Source organism: Clavibacter quasicaliforniensis, from assembly GCF_051201715.1.
Lineage (GTDB): Bacteria > Actinomycetota > Actinomycetes > Actinomycetales > Microbacteriaceae > Clavibacter > Clavibacter seminis.
Map to the genome: position 1 here is coordinate 2,816,272 of NZ_CP139624.1, position 20,230 is coordinate 2,836,501.

Below are 20,230 nucleotides of genomic sequence, written 5' to 3' on the forward strand. Positions count from 1 at the left end.
CACCCGCACTGTGCGGCCATGACTCGGAACCCCTCGGAACCTCACCTCTCTCCCTCCTCAGCGCGGCCCAGGCACGACCGCCCGCCCCTTCGTCCGCGCGCCGCACGGCTCGTGTCGGCGATCGTCGGCGTCGGCCTCGCGCTCGGCATCGCGGCGAGCGCTGTGCCGCCGGCGCAGGCGCTGAGCGCGGTCTCGCACGGAGTCGGCTACTCCTCGGGGTCGGAGGGCCGCTGGCTGGGCTCGTACCGGATGGATGACGGGCGGCTCGGCTTCTGCATCGACGTCGGGCTCGCCGCGCCGCCCGGCTACGCGTACTCCCCGGTCGATGACGCGGGTGCATCACCCGAGGACCGGGCACGGCTCGCCTACATCTCGAGGCGCTGGGCCGGATCCGCGGATCCCGACACCGCCGCGGCGGGGCAGCTCGCGACGTGGAGCATCACCGGCCTCGGCGTGCACGACCTCTCCTGGTACGCGGCGCGCGCCGGCGACCACGCGGGCGCAGTCGAGTCCCGCGCGCGCGACATGCTGGCGGAGACGGCGGCTCGCGCGTCGCGCTCGGTGTCCGCATCCGCGACGGTGACCCTCGGCGACGACGGGAACGGGTCCGTGCGCGTCGACCTGCGCGCCGACCTCGTGGCGGGAGGGCCCACGGACGTGCCGGCCGGATCCGAGACGGGCACCGTCACGCTCGACGGCGCCGTGTTCGACGACGGGAGCACGACCGCGCAGGTGTCGAACGGCGCAGCGGTGGCGCTGCGGGCGACCGGTTCGTCGGCGGCGCTGCACGTGATGGCGAGCGCCGTCTTCTCCTCCCTCCCGTACGGCGACGCCCTCGACGCGGTGGGCGATGGCGGAGCGTCGCAGCGGATGGTCCTGGCCCGGCCCACGGATGCCCGAGCCGAGGCGCGGGCGGACGCGCAGGCACCGAGCCCGCTCCCCTTCGCCCCGCGCGTGGTCACGCGCACGTCGCGCGCCGTGGCGTCCGTCGGCGACCAGCTGACGGACTCGCTCCAGGTGTCCGCGGATCCCGCGGCGCCCGCCGACCACGGGAGACCGGCGACCTCGGGTGGCTGGGGGCTGACGCGCGGAGGCGACGGGACCCTGGTGCCCGTGCCGGTCACCGTCCGCAGCAGGCTCCTCGGCCCCTTCCCGGAGCAGGTCGGGCCCGAGCGCGAGGACATCCCGACCGCCGCACCGGAGGTCTGCGACGTCGTGACCCGCATCGACCGCGGTCCCGGCGACTACACCTCGCCCGCCTGCCGGCTCCCGGCCGGCGGCTTCTACACCTGGGTGGAGTCCATCTCACCCGACGACACGGCCGTGCCAGCCGGGCGGGCACGGGTGCTGCCCTGGCAGTCGACCTTCGGCTCCGCCACCGAGACGACGCAGGTCCCGCAGCCGCCGCGGATCACGACGACCATCGGGGCGTCGGAGATCACGACGGGCAGCTGCCAGACCGACACCCTGCACGTGACGTCGTTCGTGGGGGTCGGTCCCGTCCCCGTGCGCATCCGCCTCGCGGGTCCGTTCGCGACCGCGCCCGCCGAGGGCGAGGCGGTGGCCGTCCCCGAGGGCGGCACCTCAGGCGGGCTGGAGTCCGACCTCGATGTCTCCGATGACGGGGATGCGACCACGCCCTGCATGCGCGTCCTGTCGCCCGGGTGGTACGTCGCCGTCCTCGACAGCCCGGGGCGTCCCGCCGGAGACGCGGACGGGGCGGCCATCGCGCCGTTCGCCGATCACACGGCGCACGCGAGCGAGATCTTCCACGCGGGCCCGCCGCCCGCCGTCGACGTCCCCGCATCGCACGGGCACGCCCAGCTGGCCATGACGGGCGGAGCGCCGGGCATCGACGTGCCGGGATCCGGGGCGACGCAGCGGATCGGTGCGCTACCGCTGGCGTGCGCCGCCATCGCCATCGGCGCGCTGGGGGCCGCCGGCATCGGCGTTCGTCACGTCGGCCGCCGCCGCAGGGTCCCGGCTAGAGCTTCTCGATGGGCGCGATCTTGATGAGCAGCCGCTTGCGACCGGCCGGTCCGTCGAACTGCACCTCGGCGATGCGCTTGCGCCCCTCACCCGTGACGCCGGTCACGCGGCCGTCGCCGAAGTCGGTGTGGCGGATGCGGTCGCCGAACGCGAGCTCGAGGTCGCCGTTGTCGCGCACCTGGCCGGTGACCGTGTTGGCCCACTGGGTCTTGGGTCGCGGTGGCGGCGGCAGCGCCGGATCCTCGAAGCCGCTCGACGAGCGCGAGCGACCGCCGTACCCGCCTCCCTCGCGCCGGGCGTTGAGGGCGCGCGGCTGGGTGCCACCCCGCGACGTGGCCATGCCGGGCGACTGCTTCCAGTCGATGAGCTCGGCCGGGATCTCCTGCAGGTACCGGCTGGGCATGGCGACGTTGACCTCGCCGAACTGGGCCCGCGTCATCGCCAGGGAGATGAAGAGGCGCCGACGGGCGCGCGTGATGCCGACGTAGAAGAGACGGCGCTCCTCCGCCGGGCCGCCGGGCTCGTTGGCCGACATCCGGTGCGGCAGCAGGTCCTCCTCCACGCCGGTGAGGAAGACCGAGTCGTACTCCAGTCCCTTCGCCGTGTGGAGGGTCATGAGGGACACGGTGCCGCTCGAGTCGTCGAGCTCATCCGCGGCGGCGACGAGCGAGACCTCCGTGAGGAAGTCCACCAGCTGGCCCTCGGGGTTGTTGCGCGAGAACTCCTTCGTGACGGCGACGAGCTCCTCGACGTTCTCCGCGCGGGCCTCGTCCTGCGCGTCCTTGCTGGCCCGGAGCGCCTGCACCAGGCCGCTCTTCTCCAGCAGCGTGGTCACCAGGTCGCCGACGGACGTCCGCCCTTCGGGCCGCTCGGGGTCCATCAGGAGCGCGACCTCGTCGAGCATGCGCGAGAGCGTGAGGATCGCCTGCGTCACCTTGGGCCCGAGCCCCAGCTCGGACGCACGGCGCATGGCCTCGCGGAAGGTGACGCCGTGCGACTCGGCGAAGTTCGCGAGGGCGGTCTCCGTGGCCGGGCCGATGCCGCGCTTCGGGGTGTTCAGGATGCGGCGCAGCGCCAGCACGTCCGCGGGGTTGGCGACGGCGATCAGGTACGCCATGGCGTCCTTGATCTCCGCCCGCTCGTAGAACTTCGTGCCGCCCATGATCCTGTAGGGCACGGCCGAGCGGATGAGGATCTCCTCGAGCGCTCGCGTCTGCGCGTTCGTGCGATAGAAGACGGCGATCTCCGAGTAGGCGGTGCCCTCCTCGTGCAGCTTCTGGATCTCGTCGGCGACGAACTGCGCCTCGTCGTGCCCCGAGTACCCCGTGAAGCCGACGATCTTGTCGCCGTCGCCGATGGAGGTCCACAGCTTCTTGTCCTTGCGGTCGAAGTTGTTCGAGATGACGGCGTTGGCGGCGGTGAGGATGTTCTGGGTCGACCGGTAGTTCTGCTCGAGGAGCACGACCTTCGACTGCGGGAAGTCGCGCTCGAACTCGGTGATGTTGCGGATGTCGGCGCCGCGGAAGGCGTAGATGGACTGGTCGCTGTCGCCCACCACGGTGAGCGAGGCCCCGTCGATCCCGCCCATGCCGTTCGTGGACATGCGGGTGTCGACGGGCACGTCCTCGGGGGCCACGGCACGCGTCAGCTCGCGGATGAGGGAGTACTGCGCGTGGTTCGTGTCCTGGTACTCGTCCACGAGCACGTGCCGGAAGCGCCGCTGGTAGAGCGCCGCCACCTTGGGGAAGGCGCGGAAGAGGTAGACGGTCTGGCCGATGAGGTCGTCGAAGTCGAACGCGTTGGCGGAGGCGAGCGAGCGCGTGTACTGCCGGAAGATCTCCACGAACATGGCCTCGGCCGGATCGTTGAAGTTCGCCGTGCGCGCGAAGGTGTCCGCGTCCGACAGCTCGTTCTTGAGCTTCGAGATGCGGCCCGACACCGACGAGACGGTGAAGCCGAGCGTGTCCGCGTCGAGCTGCTTGATGATCCGCTTGATGAGCACGCGGCTGTCCGCGGAGTCGTAGATGGTGAAGTTCTGCGTGAAGCCGAAGGCCTCCGCCTCGCGTCGGAGGATGCGCACGCACGCGGAGTGGAAGGTGGAGATCCACATGCCCTCGGACGCCTGCCCGAGGAGGGACTCGACGCGCTCGCGCATCTCGGCAGCGGCCTTGTTCGTGAAGGTGATGGCGAGGATCTGGCTCGGCCACGCCTCCCGGGACTCGATGAGGCTCGCGATGCGGTGCGTGAGCACGCGCGTCTTGCCGGAACCGGCGCCCGCGACGATGAGCAGCGCGGGACCCCGGTAGACGACGGCCTCCCGCTGCTCCGGGTTGAGGCCCTCCAGCAGCGGATCCTCCGGAGCGCCCGACCCCCCGGCGGCACCCGACCGGCCGTCGAGGATGATCGGCGTGCTGGAGGGGGAGATGGCGGCGGGGTCGGAACTCATGTCGGCATCGATCCTAGGCGCTGCCCCCGACGCGGAGACGGGCGTCGACGCGGAGACGGGCGCCGACCGGAGCCGCGCCGGTGCGGAGCATGGCCGTGCCGTGCCGTGCCGTGCCGGCGCGGAGAGCCCTAGCTCCCCGCGGCCGCGGCCCGCTCCCCCACGAGCCGGACCGCGAGATCCGGGTGGTCGACGAAGACGCCGTCGACACCCGCGTCGAGGAGCCGGCCCCAGTGCGTGCCGAAGTCGCCGTGCGCGGACTTCGCACCGGGCCCGCGGAGGGGTCGCGGCAGGAATGCGTTCTCTGGGCGCAGCGTCCAGGTGAAGACCGACAGTCCGGCCCGGTGAGCGCGCTCGACCAGGTCGGACACGGGAGCGGCCTCGTCGGCGGAGCCGAAGCCGTCGGCCGGGCAGATGCGCTCGACGCCCACGCTGATCCCGTCCACCTCCGCGGCGAGCGCCGCCAGACCGGCGTCGGTCAGCTGGTCCTCGAACGTGACGGCCGAGTCGCCGTGACGCGCGACCTCGTCGATCGCCGCGCCGCGCCCCTCGAGGAGGTACACCAGCCGCGCCGCGATGCCGTGCGCCCGGACGCCGAGGAGCGCACTCCGCTCGAAGGACTCGATCGTGAGGCGCGATGCGTCGTCCGCCCAGCCGTGCTCGCGGAGGTCGCGGGCGAGCAGCTCGTCGAGCGGCATGCCGAGCGCGGCGAAGTGCGTGGCGTGCTTGATCTCCGCGACCATGCCGAGCGGGCGGCCGTGGCGCGTCGACTCCTGGTCGATGATCCGCAGGAGGTCGGGCAGGGAGAGCACGGTCTCCTCGTCGTCGTGGGCCGCGCTGTCCGGCCGGGCCGCGGGCACCCGCTCTCGGCAGCGCAGCGTGCGGATCTCGGCCCACGTCATGTCCTCGGTGAACCAGCCCGTGCGCTCGACGCCGTCGACGACGCGCGTGGCACGGCGGTCGGCGAACTCCGGGCGGTCCGCGACGTCGGTCGTGCCCGACAGCTCGTTCTCGTGCCGGATGACGAGCACGCCGTCGGAGGACGCGACGAGGTCGGGTTCGACGGCGTCCGCGCCCTGTGCGAAGCCGAGCCGCACGGCGGCGGCGGAGTGCTCGGGGCGGTAGCCGCTGGCTCCGCGATGGGCGATGACGAGGGGGCGAGGGCGAGGGGCGTGATCCACGCCGGGCACGCTACATGCGCCAGGTGGACGGCGAGCGCGTACTCATCTGAGGAAATACACGGCCCGCGCGAGTGGTCTCCCAGCCTGGCCAGCTAAATTGGACGCCAATCACGTTCAACCACCATTGAGAGTAGAAGGACCATGGCCAACCCCACGTTCTCCAACAACCCGGTCTTCAACGGCCGGGGAGCGACGCCCACGAGGGATGTGACCCCGGAGAGCCTCGACGAGCTGTACGCCCGCCCGTCCGCGACGGCCTCCGAGACCGACCGCATGACCTTCGAGGACACGACCGTCAAGACGGTCAGCCTCCTCGCGATCGTCGTCGTGCTCGGCGCGGTCGCCTGGTTCTCGGGCCCGCTCGCGCTCCCCCTCGCCATGCTCGGTGCCATCGGCGGCCTCGTGCTCGGCCTCGTCAACTCCTTCAAGAAGGAGCCGTCCGTCCCGCTCATCGTCGCGTACGCGGCGTTCGAGGGGCTGCTGGTCGGAGGCATCTCCCGCGTCTTCGAGGCCGTCGCTCCGGGCGTCGCCACGCAGGCGCTGCTCGCGACCGCGGCCATCTTCGCGACCGTGCTGATCCTGTTCCGCAGCGGCAAGATCCGCGCCTCCGCGCGGGCCACGAAGATCTTCATGATCGCGATGGTCGGCTACGCGCTGTTCTCGGTGTTCAACTTCGCGCTCGTCGCGTTCGGTGTCCTCGACAGCCCGTACGGCCTCCGCACCGAGACCATCGCCGGCATCCCCCTCGGCGTCATCCTGGGCATCTTCGTCATCCTGCTGGCGTCCTACTCCCTGGTCCTCGACTTCGACTTCATCCAGCGCGGCGTCCGCTCGGGCGCCCCGCGCCGCTACGGCTGGACCGCGGCGTTCGGCCTCGTCGTCACCATCGTGTGGCTGTACGTCGAGCTGCTGCGCCTCTTCGCGATCCTGCGCGGCAACAACTAGCACCCTGGTCGGTCCGCGGCACAGCACCGCGGACCGGCAGCATGACGAAGGCCGCTCCCCTCGGGGAGCGGCCTTCGTCATGTCAGCGCCGTAGCGCGAGCGGGAGGATCACTCCCACTCGATGGTGCCCGGCGGCTTGGACGTGACGTCGAGCACGACGCGGTTCACGCCGTCGACCTCGTTCGTGATGCGGTTCGAGATGCGGGCGAGCACGTCGTACGGGAGGCGGGTCCAGTCGGCGGTCATCGCGTCCTCGCTGGAGACGGGGCGCAGCACGATGGGGTGGCCATAGGTGCGGCCGTCGCCCTGCACGCCGACCGAGCGCACGTCCGCGAGCAGCACGACGGGGCACTGCCAGATCTCGCCGTCGAGGCCCGCGGCGGTGAGCTCGGCGCGCGCGATCGCGTCGGCCTTGCGGAGCAGCTCGAGGCGCTCGGCCGTGACCTCGCCGACGATGCGGATCCCGAGGCCGGGGCCGGGGAACGGCTGGCGGCCCACGATGACCTCGGGGAGGCCGAGCTCGCGGCCGATGGCGCGCACCTCGTCCTTGAAGAGGGTGCGGAGCGGCTCGACGAGCTCGAACTTCAGGTCCTCGGGGAGGCCGCCGACGTTGTGGTGGCTCTTGATGTTCGCGGTGCCCGTGCCGCCGCCCGACTCCACCACGTCCGGGTAGAGCGTGCCCTGCACGAGGAAGCGGATCGGCTCGCCGTCGGCCTTCGCCTCGAGCACGAGCGCCTCGGCAGCTCCCTCGAACGACCGGATGAACTCGCGGCCGATGATCTTGCGCTTGGCCTCGGGATCCGTGACGCCCGCGAGTCCGTCGAGGAACTGGTCGGCCGCGTCGACCGTCACGAGGCGGACGCCCGTGGCGGCCACGTAGTCCTCCTCCACCTGGCGGCGCTCGTCCTGGCGGAGGAGGCCGTGGTCGACGAAGACGCAGGTGAGCTGGTCGCCGACCGCGCGGTGCACGATCGCCGCGGCGACCGCGGAGTCGACCCCGCCGGAGAGGCCGCAGATGACGCGGGCGTCGCCGACCTGAGCGCGGATCCGCTCGACCTGCTCGGCGATGACGTTGCCGCTGTTCCAGTCGCCGGGGATGCCGGCGGCGCGGTGCAGGAAGTTCTCGAGCACGGCCTGGCCGTGCGCGGAGTGCTTGACCTCGGGGTGCCACTGCACGCCGTAGAGGCGGCGCTCGTCGCTCGCGAAGGCGGCGACCGGCGTGGACGCGCTCGAGGCGAGGACCTCGAAGCCCTCGGGCGCCTTCGACACGGAGTCGCCGTGGCTCATCCACACGGTCTGGTCGTCGGGCTGGCCGTCGAGCAGGGTGCTGCCGGGCGTGAGCGTGACCGCGGTGGATCCGTACTCGCGCGCTCCCGTGTGCGCGACCTCGCCGCCGAGCGCGCGGGCCATGACCTGGAAGCCGTAGCAGATGCCGAGCACGGGGACGCCGAGCTCGAGGATCCCCTCGTCGAGGCCGGGCGAGCCCTCCTCGTAGACGCTGGACGGGCCGCCGCTGAGGACGATGCCGGACGGGTCCTTCGCGCGGATCTCCTCGGCCGTGATCGTCGACGGCACGATCTCCGAGTAGACGTTGGCCTCGCGGACGCGGCGGGCGATCAGCTGCGCGTACTGGGCGCCGAAGTCGACGACGAGGACGGGGCGCTGGTTCGTGGGGTTGTCGACGCTCAAGTGGTGGCCTCCGTGGTGGTGGTCGGGTCGATGGGTCGGGGGTCCGCGTCGTCGCGGTCGTCGGCGGACGTGCTCGCGCGGCGGGGCGCCTCGAGCTTCGCGATGACCTCCCGCACCCGGCGGGCGATGCGCGCCTCGACGATGAAGGAGAGGAACGGCACGACGCCGCCCGCGGCGATGAGGATGAAGCGGGTGAACGACCAGCGCATCTTCTGCCAGAGCAGGAAGTCGCTGATGAGGTAGACCACGTAGATGTTGCCGTGGACGATCTGGATCAGGAGGCTCAGGTTCGTGCCCGTGAGCGTGTCCGCGGGCGACAGCGCGAGGAAGCCGGAGGGGCCGTTCAGCTCGAGCTCGTAGCCGGCGCCGGCCAGGTACTGCAGGGATCCGTCGACGAACTGGAAGCCGGGCAGGTACTTGATGCCCATCTCCACGACGAGGAGGAGGAGGAACGCGCCGGTGATGAACGCCATGACGCGGTAGAAGCCGAGGACCCTCCGGATCTGCGGGACGTCGGAGCGCTTGAGTCCGTAGGCCATGCGTGGATCCTACCGGTCGGCGTCTGCGCGGCTCCCGCGCCCGGGAGCTCCGACGGGGTCGTCGCGGTCGCCCTCGGGGAGCGGATCCTCGTCGTCGTCCTCGTCCTCGTCCTCGCGGTAGCCGGGCTGCTCACGGGTCCAGGTGTCGCGGACGGTGCGGTACCAGATGACGATCGCGAAGATCGCGAACACCGCCCACTCCGCCGCGTAGAAGATGTTCAGCCAGTTGAGCTGCACGGCCTCGCTCGGCGGCGGCGAGTCGATCGTCGCGAGGCCGGCGACGGGGGTCGACGCGACGATGAAGCCGTTGTAGACGTCGCCCACGTCGCCCGGCCAGAGGTTGACGAGCGCGGCCGTGCTCAGCCGCGTCATGCGCTGGGGATCCTGGCCCTCGCCTGCGGGCTCGGGCTGCTCGCTCGGGAGGAAGCGGCCGACGATCTCCTGGACCCCCGTCGGGGATCCGTCGCCCGAGTTCAGCTGCGCCGCGACGGCCGCCGCCTCCGCGTCGGTCGCGGTCCAGCCGAGCGCGACGGGCACGCTGGCGGGCAGCGCGTCGGGCGCCCGAACCGCGGAGCCGCCGTCGTCCGTGATGGAGAGGTGGCCGACGACCCAGGCACCGGTGCGGCCGGCGTTGAGGCGGTCGGAGACGACGACGAAGTCGCCGGGGACGAGCGAGCCTGCGACGGTGACCATGTGCCCGGCGGACGTGTCGGTGACGTAGCCCTGCGGCTCGACCAGCGTGCCGAGCGGCAGCGCCGTCTCTGTGTCGCGCTCGATGACGACGCCCGACTCGACCGCGCGCGCCAGCTGCCATTGCCCGAGCGCGGCGAAGCCCGCGGCGATGACGAGCGCGAGCGCGAGCAGCGCGAGCGAGCGGGGGCGGCGGGCGACCTGGCCGACGGTGGGGCCGGGGGCGGCCGGCGCACCGGAGCCGCCCTGGCCGGAGACCGCGGGCTCGTCATCGGGACGCGCGGCGGCGTCGGAGCGGGGGTCGGATGCGTGCGTCATCAGTAGTCGGGTTCCCGTTCGCGGGTGGGTGGTGTCCAGGTGTCGTGGTCGGACTGCTGGCCGGCCTGCTCGGCGCGGCGGTCGGGGGCGGGTCGCGGGCCCTCCGCGCTGCCGGCGTCGCCGTCGTCGTCCGCCCCGGGCCGCACGGGGCGCGCGCCCTCGGCCTCGGGGCCGGTGCCCGGCGTCACGCCGCGCGCGACGGTGCCCGGACGGGGCCCCGCCGCCGCGAGTCCGTCGTCGAAGGCATCGGCGGGCGCCCGCTCGCCGCGCTCGGCGGCCTCGAACAGGGCGAGCGCGCCGGCGCGCTCCGCGTCGCGCCCGGCCTTCTCGGCCGCGCGCTTCGTGGCGGAGCGGTACTTCGTGGGCAGCACGGCCGTGCCGATGCGCACCGAGTTCGCGGCGAGGAGCGGCCCCATGATCGCCATCACCAGCACGTAGAGGCCCGCGAACGGCTGGATCCGCTCGTCGAGCCCCGCAGACAGCGACAGCGTCGCGAGGATGAGCGCGAACTCGCCGCGGTTCTGCAGGATGAACGCCGTGTTGATGCCGGCCTGCGCGCCGTGCCCGTTGAGCCAGGCGACGAACTGCCCGGCGATGATGTTGAGCACGACCGTCATGAGCACGGCGAGGAGCACCGGGACGAGCACGGTGGGGAACTCGCCCGGATCCAGCGCGAGGCCGAAGTTGAGGAAGAAGAACGCGCCGAACACGTCGCGCAGCGGGATGGCGATCTGCTCGATGCGGTTGCGCACCCGGGTCGCGCCGAGGACCAGCCCGATGAGGAAGGCGCCGATCGCGTCCGTGACGCCGAGCACCTCGCCGATGCCGCCGAACAGGATCGCGAGCCCGAAGAACAGGACGGTGAACAGCTCGACGTCGCGCGTGCGCATGAACCGCGACAGGAACGCGCCGCCCTTCCGCGCGACCGTGAACATGACGACGAGGAAGGCGAACGACACCGCTAGCTGGCCGAACACCGCCCACGGCTCGGTCTGCCCGCTCAGCACGACGGACACGATGGCGAGGTAGACGGCGATGAAGATGTCCTCGACCACGGTGACGCCCAGGATCATGGGCGTCTCGTCGTTGGCCAGCCGGTTCAGCTCGATGAGGAGCTTGGTGACGATGGCGCTCGAGGACGTCGCCGTCATGCCCGCGATGATGAGCGCCTCGCGGGTGCCCCAGCCGAGCGCGAACCCGAACGCGAACCCGACGCCCATGTTGATGAGCACGTACGAGCCGCCCGAGATGATGAGCTTGCCGGCGTTGCCGAAGAACTCGTCCTGGTCGAACTCCAGCCCGAGGTTGAACAGCAGGAGGATCAGGCCGAATACCGCGATGAGCTCGATGTCGCCCGAGGCGAAGTCGAGCGGGAACCAGTCGACGCTCGGGCTCGCGAGGAGCCCGACGAGCATGTAGATGGGGATCGCGGGCAGGCCGATGCGCTTGCCGAGCTGACCGAACGCGTAGGCGAGGATGAACAGCAGGCCGAGGACTATGAGGTCGAGGCCGTGGTGCACCCGCTACCCTCCGTCCGGCGCGGAGCCGGAGGCGGGGCGGTGCGGGAACTCGCCCGTCCGGTAGAACGCGAAGGCCTTGGCGACCTTCTCGGGGGATCCGGCGACGACGAGCGTGTCGCCCGGGTAGACGGTGAAGTCGTCGGACGGCGCGGGATTGGCGGACTCGCCGCGGACGACCGCCACGACCGTGAGCCCGACGACGCCGCGCGAGGCGAGGTTGCCGAGCGCCTGGCCGGCGATGTGGTCGTCGTAGTCGACCGTGAACCAGTCGATGCTGAGGCCGGGGATCTGGTCGAGCTTGTCGAGCGACTCCGTGATGCGCGTGCCGCCGAGCAGCTCGGCGAGCGTGTGCGCCTCGTCCTCGCTCAGGCGGAGCGAGACCTTCTGCGTGTCGGGCCCGTCCTGCTCCTCCGAGAAGGTGATCAGGTCGCTGTGGCCGGAGCGGTGGGCGATGACGCCGACCTTGCCCCCGTCGTCGGTGATGAAGGTGTGCAGCACGCCGACACCCGGCAGCTTGACGCGACGGACCTCCGCCATGCGCGCACCTCCCTCTTCCTGTGGTTCACAACGCGGGCCGCGCCCCGCATGTTCCCTGCCCGCTCGACGCGGCACGGGTCCGGCCGAGCGGCCGGCGCGGACTACTTGCCGTACGGCGCGACGACCACCTCGACGCGCTGGAACTCCTTGAGGTCGGAGTAGCCGGTGGTCGCCATCGCCCGACGGAGGGCACCGACCAGGTTGGCGCTGCCGTCGGCCGTGGTGGACGGCCCGTAGAGGATCTGCTCGAGAGGCGCGACCTGGTCGACGCGCACGCGGTGGCCGCGGGGCAGCTCGGAGTGGTGCGCCTCGGCGCCCCAGTGGAAGCCCTGGCCGGGCGCGTCGGTCGCTCGGGCGAGCGTGGATCCGAGCATGACCGCGTCGGCGCCGACCGCGATGGCCTTGACGATGTCGCCCGAGCTGCCGAGGCCGCCGTCGGCGATGACGTGCACGTAGCGACCGCCGGACTCGTCCATGTAGTCGCGGCGAGCGCCCGCGACGTCGGAGAGCGCGGTGGCCATGGGCGCGTGGATCCCCAGGGTCGAGCGGGTCGTCGACGCCGCTCCCCCGCCGAACCCGACGAGCACGCCGGCCGCGCCCGTGCGCATGAGGTGCAGGGCCGCCGTGTAGGTGGCCGCGCCGCCGACGATGACCGGGACGTCGAGCTCGTAGATGAACTTCTTGAGGTTGAGGGGAGCCGCGCCCTTGGAGACGTGCTCCGCCGAGACGGTGGTGCCGCGGATGACGAAGAGGTCGACGCCGGCCGCGACCACGGTCTCGTAGTGGTCGGCGGTGCGCTGGGGCGAGAGGGCAGCGGCGACGACGACGCCGGCCGCGCGGATCTCCGCGATGCGCGCCGTGATGAGCTCCGGCTTGATCGGCTCGGCGTAGATCTGCTGCATGCGCGCGGTGGCCGACTCGGGCGGCAGCGAGCGGATCTCCTCGAGCAGGCGCTCCGGGTGCTCGTACCGGGTCCAGAGGCCCTCGAGGTCGAGGACGCCCAGGCCGCCGAAGCGCCCCATCGCGATGGCCGTCGCCGGGGATACCACGGAGTCCATGGGGGCAGCGAGGAACGGGATCTCGAACTGGTACGCGTCGATCGACCACGTGACCGACACGTCCTGCGGGTCGCGCGTGCGCCTCGACGGGACGATGGCGATGTCGTCGAACGCGTACACACGGCGGGCCCGCTTGGCGCGGCCGATCTCTACATCACTCACCCGCACAGCCTAGCGGCGGGCTCCTGCGCGACCGGCCGTGGCCCGGATCCGCCCGCATCCCCGTGACGGGCGGCGCGGCACGCCGCTCGGGCTCGAGCCCCGCGTGCAGCAGGAGCGCGCGGAGCCGTCCGGCGGCCAGCACGTCCCTCTCGGTCGCCTCGACGACGCGCCACTCCGCGCCCTCATCCCCCTCCGCCCCGCAGGAGCCGACGACGAGGGGATCCTCCGGGCCCGCCCTGCGGATCCGGAGCCCGACCCGCTGCCGCGGCCAGGCCAGCGCGAGCCGCCCGTGACCCGGCACGAGCGAGCCGACGGCCGGCCGCGCCAGCCCCGTCTCCGCCGCGACCCCGCGGGCGATCGACTCCACGGGGCCGCCCGCCGCCCCGTCCGCGGCGTCGACCAGGAGCTCGGCGCGCCTGCTCCACGGCCCCGGCCCCCGCAGCTCCCTCTCCGCATGGAGCTCGGCGCGCGTCACGGGGACGAGGCGCGCGTGCGCGAGCGCGTCGTCGAGCGCGACCAGCCCGTGGGCGCACCAGCCCGGCCCGGGCGCCGCGGCTGCGCGCACGGCGGCCACGGCCGCGTCGTGCGAGGCGGCGAGCGCCGTCGCCGCGAGCGTGGGCAGCCGCACGCCACCCGGGCCTCGCATGACCGGCGAGCGCCCGCAGGAGGGATCCCGCACGATGCGCGTGCCCGCCCGGCGCCCCGGCGGCAGGCCCGGCACGTCGAGGAGCGTCACGTGCAGCGGCCACGGCGCGAGGCGCGGCAGCCCGTGCACGGCGGCGGCCGATGCGCCGCCGAGCGCAACTGGAGCCGGACAGACCCGGGCGAGCGCGCGGATCCGCAGCAGGTGCCGCTCCCGGGCCGACACCGCCTCACAGGCCGCGCGCTCCACGTGCACGCCGGCCCGCAGCCGCACCAGCTCCCCGCGCGCCTCCGCTCGGGCGACGACGGCGGGATCCGCGCGCTCCTCCTCGCCCACCGGATCCGCCCCCGGCAGTGCCATGGCCCCCGAGAGGAGCAGGACGACCCCGGGTGGCCCGAGCGTCGCGGCCTCGAGAGGACGGGCGTCGGGCGCGGGCGGGATCGAGGGCATGCCGGCAGTGTCGCGGCCGACGAGGGCCCGGGATGCCTCCGGCCGCGACTCGCCGGACGCGGGATCGGAGCCGCGCCCTGTGAGGGAGCGCCCGCACGCACGAGGGGCCGGTGCGCACGGCACCGGCCCCTCGTCGTCACCGCGCGGGATCCGCGCGGCTGACCGCATCAGCGCCGGTAGTTGGGCGCCTCGACGACCATCTGCACGTCGTGCGGGTGCGACTCCTTGAGCCCGGCCGCCGTGATGCGCACGAAGCGCCCGCGGTCCTTGAGCTCGCCGACCGTGCGCGCGCCGACGTAGAACATGGACTGCCGGAGGCCGCCGGTGAGCTGGTACACGACGTTCGCGAGGGATCCGCGGTAGGGCACCTGGCCCTCGATGCCCTCGGGGATGAGCTTGTCGTCGTTCGGCACGTCCGACTGGAAGTAGCGGTCCTTCGAGTAGGAGGTCTTCGAGCCGCGCGTCTGCAGGGCGCCGAGCGATCCCATCCCGCGGTAGCTCTTGAACTGCTTGCCGCCCACGAACATGAGGTCGCCGGGGCTCTCGTCGCAGCCGGCGAGGAGGCTGCCGAGCATGACGGTGTCGGCGCCGGCGACGAGCGCCTTGGCGATGTCGCCCGAGTACTGCAGGCCGCCGTCCGCGATGACGGGGATGCCCGCCGCGCGCGCGGCGAGCGACGCCTCGTAGACCGCGGTGACCTGCGGCACGCCCACGCCCGCGACGACGCGCGTGGTGCAGATGGATCCGGGGCCGACGCCCACCTTGATCGCGTCCGCGCCCGCCTCGATGAGCGCCTGCGCGCCCGATCGCGTGGCGACGTTGCCGCCGATCACGTCGACGTGCGAGGTGGCAGGGTCGGACTTCAGGCGACGGATGATGTCGAGCACGCCCTTGCTGTCGCCGTTGGCGGTGTCGACGACGAGCACGTCCACGCCGGCCTCGACGAGCGCGAGCGCGCGCTGCCAGGCGTCGCCGAAGAAGCCGATGGCCGCGCCGACGCGGAGGCGCCCCTCGGCGTCCTTCGTCGCGTCCGGGTACTGCTCCGACTTGTCGAAGTCCTTGACGGTGATGAGTCCGCGCAGCTTCCCCTGGTCGTCCACCAGCGGGAGCTTCTCGATCTTGTGCTCCGCGAAGATCGCGATCGCGTGGTCCGGGTCGATGCCGACCTGGCCCGTGATGAGCGGGGTGCGGGTCATGACGTCGCGCACGAGCGTGGTGGCGGCCTGCACGGGCGAGACGAAGCGCATGTCGCGGTTCGTGATGATGCCCACGAGCGTGCCGTCGGACTCGACGACCGGGAGGCCGGAGACGCGGAACTGGCCGCACAGCGCATCCACCTCGGCGACCGTCGCGTCGGGGCGCGTGGTGACGGGGTTGGTGATCATGCCCGACTCGCTGCGCTTCACCTTGTCGACGAAGGCGGCCTGGTCCTCGATGGAGAGGTTGCGGTGGATCACGCCGAGACCGCCCTGGCGCGCCATCGCGATGGCCATGCGCGCCTCGGTGACGGTGTCCATCGCCGAGGAGAGGAGAGGTGCGGCGACGCTGATGTTGCGGGTCAGGCGGGAGGTGGTGTCCGCCTCGCTGGGGATGACGTCGGTGTGCCCCGGCAGGAGCATGACGTCGTCGTAGGTGAGGCCGATGACGCCGAACGGGTCGGACTGGTCCAAGTTCCCTCCAGGGGGATGAGAGGCGGATGAGATACCCGGGGGACCGCGTCGGCAACCGGTGTCTCAATGTTAACGGGACGCGCCGACCGGCATTCCCGGCATATCACGCCTCCACGCCGTACGCGCCCGAAACATCCAGGACATAATCAGCACGTACTGTCAACCAACGTCGTCCTGACGGTAGTCGCGGTGCCTGTGCGGATGTACCCGTCGCACGGCTCCCCCTATGGAGGTCTAGTGATAGCCACTGGTTCGGCCGGAGCACGCGCGCAGCGCGTCTGGGCCCTGATTCTCGCGGTGGCGTTCGCCTGCACCGCACTTCTCCTCTCGGCCCCATCGGCTGCCCACGCGGATCCACGCGCGGCGCCCCAGGCGGTCGACCCGGCGTCCGCCGAGCAGTCGCTGCTCGTGTGGGTCCGGGCGGACGCCGACAAGACCGGCATCGCCGGGGTCACCGTCAAGGTCTCGGGCGGCGGCGTCGAGGCCACCGGCACGACCGGCGCGGACGGCAAGGCCGAGGTCGGCCTCAGCGCGCCGGGCTCCTTCACGGTCGAGGTCGACGAGTCCACCATCCCCGAGGGCGCCGGCGTCCCCCGCGCGGGCTCGAGCCCCCGCGAGGTCGACGTGGCCGCGGGCAACAAGAACGTCCCCGCCTTCTTCTTCATATCGCCCGACGGAGCTGCGGCCGGAGCGGCGGGATCGACGCCGGCACCGAGCGCGAGCGCAGGCGCCGGCACCTCCACCGGCGGCGAGACCGCGGCGCCGGACACCGAGACCGGCGCGGTCTCCGGCACCGCGGAGCCCGTGACCCAGAACAACTTCTGGAAGATCTTCTGGCCCAAGGTGGTGACGGGCCTCATCTTCGGCCTGCTGCTCGCCCTCGCGGCCATCGGCCTCTCCCTCATCTACGGGACCACGGGCCTCAACAACTTCGCGCACGGAGAGCTGGTGACCTTCGGGGCGCTCATGGCGTACCTCTTCAGCAACGTGCTCGGCCTCAACCCGGTGCTCGCGATCGTCATCACGGTGATCCTCGGCGGGGCCTTCGGGTTCGTGCAGGACGCGGCCCTCTGGAAGCCCCTGCGGAAGCGGCGCCTCGGGCTGGTGCCGCTCATGATCGTCACCATCGGCCTGTCGCTCGCCCTGCGCTACGTCTTCCAGTTCATCTTCGGCGCCGACCGCCTCACGCTCCCGAACAGCCCGGCGCCGTTCCTGGTCGTCGGCCCGGTGAGCCTCAAGTTCACCGATGTCGCCGGCGCGGTCGTCTCGATCGTGCTGCTCCTCGCCGTCGCGTACGTGCTGCTCTACACGAAGATCGGCAAGGCCACCCGCGCCGTCTCCGACAACCGGTCGCTCGCGGCCGCGTCGGGCATCGACGTGGAGGGCGTGATCCGCGTGGTCTGGATCGGCGGCGCCGCGCTGGCCGCCCTGTCCGGCGTCTTCATCGCCTACTACCAGTCGCTGCGCTGGGACACGGGCGCGTCCATCCTGCTGCTCGTCTTCTCGGCCGTCGTCCTCGGCGGGCTGGGCACGGCGTTCGGCGCACTCATCGGCTCGATCGTGATCGGCGTCTTCATCAACGTCAGCACCATGGTCCTGCCCGAGAACATGAAGTACGTGGCCGCTCTCGTGGTCATGATCGTCATCCTGCTCGTCAGGCCCCAGGGCATCCTGGGTCGGAAAGATCGGATCGGTTAGCCGCGCATGAACTCCAACTTCATCTTCCTGGCGATCGGCGAGATCTTCTCGCCCACCACCGCGGCGTACGCGCTCGCGACCGTCGGCCTCGTGATCCACTTCGGGTTCACGGGCCTGCTCAACTTCGGACAGGCCGGGTTCATGGCCATCGGCGGCTACGCGTTCGCCATCACGGCGGTCATGTACGAGTGGCCGGTGTGGGCCTCGCTGCTCGCGGCGATCGTCGCCTCGACGGTCTTCGCGCTCATCCTCGGCATCCCGACGCTGCGGCTGAGGGCGGACTACCTGAGCATCGTGACCATCGCGGCCGCCGAGATCATCCGGCTGAGCGTCAAGACACCCGAGTTCTCGGACGTCACGGGCGGCTCCGAGGGCATCAACGGCGCGGCGGCCGGCTTCAACGACCTGAACCCGCTGCCCGAGGGCCGCTTCGGCTTCGGCGTGCTCACCTACTCCGCCGACCAGTGGTGGATCCGCATCGTCGGCTGGGGCCTCGTCGGCATCGCCTGCCTGCTGGTCTTCCTCCTCATGCGCAGCCCCTGGGGCCGCGTGCTGAAGGGCGTGCGCGAGGACGAGGACGCGGTCCGCGCGCTCGGAAAGAACGTGTACTCCTACAAGATGCAGGCGCTCGTGCTCGGCGGCGTGTTCGGCGGGCTCGCGGGCGTGGTCTTCATCCTCCCGAGGTCGCTGCAGCCCGACAACTACGGCACGCAGCTCACGTTCTTCCTCTACACGATCATGCTGCTGGGCGGTGCGGCCACGATCTTCGGGCCGGTCATCGGCTCGATCATCTTCTGGGTCACGCTGTCGCTCTCGGACGGCCTGCTCAGCCTCGCGGTGTCGAACGACTGGCTGCCCATCTCGAGCACCCAGCAGGGCCCGATCCGCTTCATCATCGTGGGCGTCGCGCTCATGCTGCTCGTGATCTTCCGACCACAGGGCATCTTCGGGAAGAAGAAGGAGACGCACTTTGCCTGACAAGACCCCGGTCTCGGCCATCCTCGACGGCGATGCCGCTCCGGGCTGCGCCAAGAAGGACCCCATCATCGTCGCGCACGGCGTCAGCCGGCAGTTCGGCGGCCTGAAGGCGGTCGACGTCGACCACCTCGAGATCCCCCGCGGCTCCATCACGGCCCTCATCGGTCCGAACGGCGCCGGCAAGACCACGTTCTTCAACCTGCTGACCGGCTTCGACAAGCCGAACACCGGCACGTGGGAGTTCTCGGGGAAGGACCTCGCCGGGATGAGCGCATTCCGCGTCGCCCGCCTCGGCATGGTGCGCACCTTCCAGCTCACCAAGGCCCTCGGCGGCATGACCGTCCTGGAGAACATGCGCCTCGGCGCCACGGGCCAGGGCGGCGAGAACTTCTTCTCCGCGCTGATCCGCCCCCTCTGGCGCAAGAAGGAGGACGAGATCACGGAGCGCGCCCGCGGGCTCCTGAAGAAGTTCAAGCTCGACGCCAAGGAGGAGGACTACGCGGACAGCCTCTCCGGCGGTCAGCGCAAGCTCCTCGAGATGGCGCGCGCGCTCATGACGAAGCCGGACCTCGTGATGCTCGACGAGCCCATGGCCGGCGTCAACCCGGCGCTGACGCAGTCGCTGCTCCACCACATCCTCGACCTCAAGACCGAGGGCATGAGCGTGCTGTTCGTCGAGCACGACATGCACATGGTCAACGAGATCGCCGACTGGGTGGTCGTGATGGCCGAGGGCCGCATCGTCGCCGAGGGTCCGCCCTCGACCGTGATGAGCGACCCGGCCGTCATCGACGCCTACCTCGGCGCCCACCACGACACCGACCTCGGCACCCTCACGGGCCAGCGCGAGGTGGCGAAGGACATGGACTCCGACCTCGTGAAGAGCGAGATCGAGAAGGAAGCGGCAGACAAGTGACGGTAGAGCGGGTCCTCCAGACCACCGACCTCCACGCGGGCTACCTGCCCGGGGTCAACATCCTCAACGGGTGCAACGTGCACGTCGACAAGGGCGAGCTCGTGGGCATCATCGGCCCGAACGGCGCCGGCAAGTCCACGCTGCTGAAGGCGATCTTCGGCCAGGTGAACGTGCGCGGCGGCAGCATCGAGCTGAACGGCCAGGACATCACCGGGCTCAAGGCCGACAAGCTCGTCTCGCGCGGCGTGGGGATGGTGCCGCAGAACAACAACGTCTTCCCCACGCTCACGATCGACGAGAACCTGCAGATGGGCGCGTACCAGAAGCCCAAGATGTACAAGGAGCGGCTGGCGTTCGTCACCGATCTGTTCCCGGAGCTCGGCAAGCGGCTGAAGCAGCGCGCCGGATCCCTCTCGGGCGGCGAGCGGCAGATGGTCGCCATGTCGCGCGCGCTCATGATGGACCCGACGGTGCTGCTCCTCGACGAGCCGTCGGCCGGGCTCTCCCCCGTCCGCCAGGACGAGACGTTCATCAACGTGGCGCAGATCAACCGCGCGGGCGTCTCCGTGATGATCGTGGAGCAGAACGCCCGGCGCGCGCTGCAGATCTGCGACCGCGGCTACGTGCTCGACCAGGGCAAGGACGCGTACGAGGGCCGCGGGCGCGAGCTCATGAACGACCCGAAGGTCATCGAGCTGTACCTCGGCACGCTCGCCGCCGATCAGGAGAAGGCGAAGGCGGCGCCCCAGCCCTGATCCCTCCTCGCACACGACGACGCGGCATCCCTCCGGGGGTGCCGCGTCG

At 71.7% G+C, this 20,230-nt stretch carries 16 protein-coding genes; 6 read left to right on the top strand and 10 right to left on the bottom strand.

Going from position 1 to position 20,230, the window contains the following annotated elements; translation table 11 throughout:
* The first annotated feature begins 111 nt into the window (after positions 1-111).
* On the top strand, positions 112-2,013 hold the full coding sequence (locus tag NL142_RS13355) for a hypothetical protein (RefSeq protein WP_435080131.1): 1,902 nt from the start codon (positions 112-114) through the stop codon (positions 2,011-2,013).
* Here NL142_RS13355 and NL142_RS13360 read toward each other — a convergent pair.
* Both NL142_RS13360 and NL142_RS13365 read right to left on the bottom strand, forming a co-directional pair.
* Entirely contained in the window at positions 1,985-4,435 is a 2,451-nt protein-coding gene (locus NL142_RS13360) for an ATP-dependent helicase (protein WP_043584279.1), read from the bottom strand. The two genes, NL142_RS13355 and NL142_RS13360, sit on opposite strands and share 29 nt — an antisense overlap.
* Before the next feature lie 128 nt (positions 4,436-4,563).
* Positions 4,564-5,622 (bottom strand): glycerophosphodiester phosphodiesterase family protein, encoded by a 1,059-nt coding sequence (locus NL142_RS13365; RefSeq protein ID WP_435080132.1) that lies wholly within the window; start codon positions 5,620-5,622, stop codon positions 4,564-4,566.
* 132 nt (positions 5,623-5,754) lie between these two features.
* Here NL142_RS13365 and NL142_RS13370 point away from each other — a divergent pair, with 132 nt between their 5' ends.
* Complete coding sequence (locus tag NL142_RS13370; RefSeq protein ID WP_435080133.1) at positions 5,755-6,558, top strand: Bax inhibitor-1/YccA family protein; 804 nt, start codon at positions 5,755-5,757, stop codon at positions 6,556-6,558.
* A gap of 108 nt (positions 6,559-6,666) precedes the next feature.
* Here the strand turns inward: NL142_RS13370 and guaA are convergent, their stop codons facing one another.
* The 8 genes from guaA to guaB form a co-directional block, all read right to left on the bottom strand.
* Positions 6,667-8,247 (bottom strand): glutamine-hydrolyzing GMP synthase, encoded by a 1,581-nt coding sequence (gene guaA, locus NL142_RS13375; protein ID WP_194684491.1) that lies wholly within the window; start codon positions 8,245-8,247, stop codon positions 6,667-6,669.
* Positions 8,244-8,786, bottom strand: coding sequence for a DUF3817 domain-containing protein (locus tag NL142_RS13380; RefSeq protein ID WP_435080134.1), 543 nt, complete (start codon positions 8,784-8,786; stop codon positions 8,244-8,246). Before NL142_RS13380 ends, guaA begins: the two co-directional genes overlap by 4 nt.
* A 9-nt stretch (positions 8,787-8,795) precedes the next feature.
* On the bottom strand, positions 8,796-9,794 hold the full coding sequence (locus NL142_RS13385) for an SURF1 family cytochrome oxidase biogenesis protein (RefSeq protein WP_435080135.1): 999 nt from the start codon (positions 9,792-9,794) through the stop codon (positions 8,796-8,798).
* The gene (locus NL142_RS13390; protein WP_435080136.1) at positions 9,794-11,314 is read right to left on the bottom strand and encodes a cation:proton antiporter; all 1,521 of its coding nucleotides are present in this window, start codon (positions 11,312-11,314) and stop codon (positions 9,794-9,796) included. The genes NL142_RS13385 and NL142_RS13390 overlap by 1 nt, the downstream gene beginning before the upstream one ends.
* Positions 11,315-11,317: 3 nt before the next feature.
* The gene (locus tag NL142_RS13395; RefSeq protein WP_043668926.1) at positions 11,318-11,851 is read right to left on the bottom strand and encodes a cation:proton antiporter regulatory subunit; all 534 of its coding nucleotides are present in this window, start codon (positions 11,849-11,851) and stop codon (positions 11,318-11,320) included.
* Between the two features lie 101 nt (positions 11,852-11,952).
* On the bottom strand, positions 11,953-13,071 hold the full coding sequence (locus NL142_RS13400) for a GuaB3 family IMP dehydrogenase-related protein (RefSeq protein WP_012039248.1): 1,119 nt from the start codon (positions 13,069-13,071) through the stop codon (positions 11,953-11,955).
* The gene (locus NL142_RS13405) at positions 13,064-14,164 is read right to left on the bottom strand and encodes a hypothetical protein (RefSeq protein ID WP_435080137.1); all 1,101 of its coding nucleotides are present in this window, start codon (positions 14,162-14,164) and stop codon (positions 13,064-13,066) included. Before NL142_RS13405 ends, NL142_RS13400 begins: the two co-directional genes overlap by 8 nt.
* Before the next feature lie 167 nt (positions 14,165-14,331).
* Complete coding sequence (gene guaB / locus NL142_RS13410) at positions 14,332-15,834, bottom strand: IMP dehydrogenase (protein ID WP_043584288.1); 1,503 nt, start codon at positions 15,832-15,834, stop codon at positions 14,332-14,334.
* Between the two features lie 297 nt (positions 15,835-16,131).
* On the opposite strand from guaB, the gene NL142_RS13415 reads away from it, so the two are divergent.
* From NL142_RS13415 to NL142_RS13430, 4 genes are read left to right on the top strand one after another with little or no spacing between them, the layout of a single operon-like run.
* Positions 16,132-17,532 carry an ABC transporter permease subunit gene (locus tag NL142_RS13415; RefSeq protein WP_308726746.1) on the top strand — a complete coding sequence of 467 codons (1,401 nt, stop codon included), beginning with the start codon at positions 16,132-16,134 and terminating at the stop codon, positions 17,530-17,532.
* Between the two features lie 6 nt (positions 17,533-17,538).
* Positions 17,539-18,510 carry a branched-chain amino acid ABC transporter permease gene (locus NL142_RS13420; protein WP_194684485.1) on the top strand — a complete coding sequence of 324 codons (972 nt, stop codon included), beginning with the start codon at positions 17,539-17,541 and terminating at the stop codon, positions 18,508-18,510.
* Positions 18,503-19,426 carry an ABC transporter ATP-binding protein gene (locus tag NL142_RS13425; RefSeq protein WP_012039253.1) on the top strand — a complete coding sequence of 308 codons (924 nt, stop codon included), beginning with the start codon at positions 18,503-18,505 and terminating at the stop codon, positions 19,424-19,426. Before NL142_RS13420 ends, NL142_RS13425 begins: the two co-directional genes overlap by 8 nt.
* Positions 19,423-20,181, top strand: coding sequence for an ABC transporter ATP-binding protein (locus NL142_RS13430; RefSeq protein ID WP_104235996.1), 759 nt, complete (start codon positions 19,423-19,425; stop codon positions 20,179-20,181). The genes NL142_RS13425 and NL142_RS13430 overlap by 4 nt, the downstream gene beginning before the upstream one ends.
* Positions 20,182-20,230 lie beyond the last annotated feature (49 nt).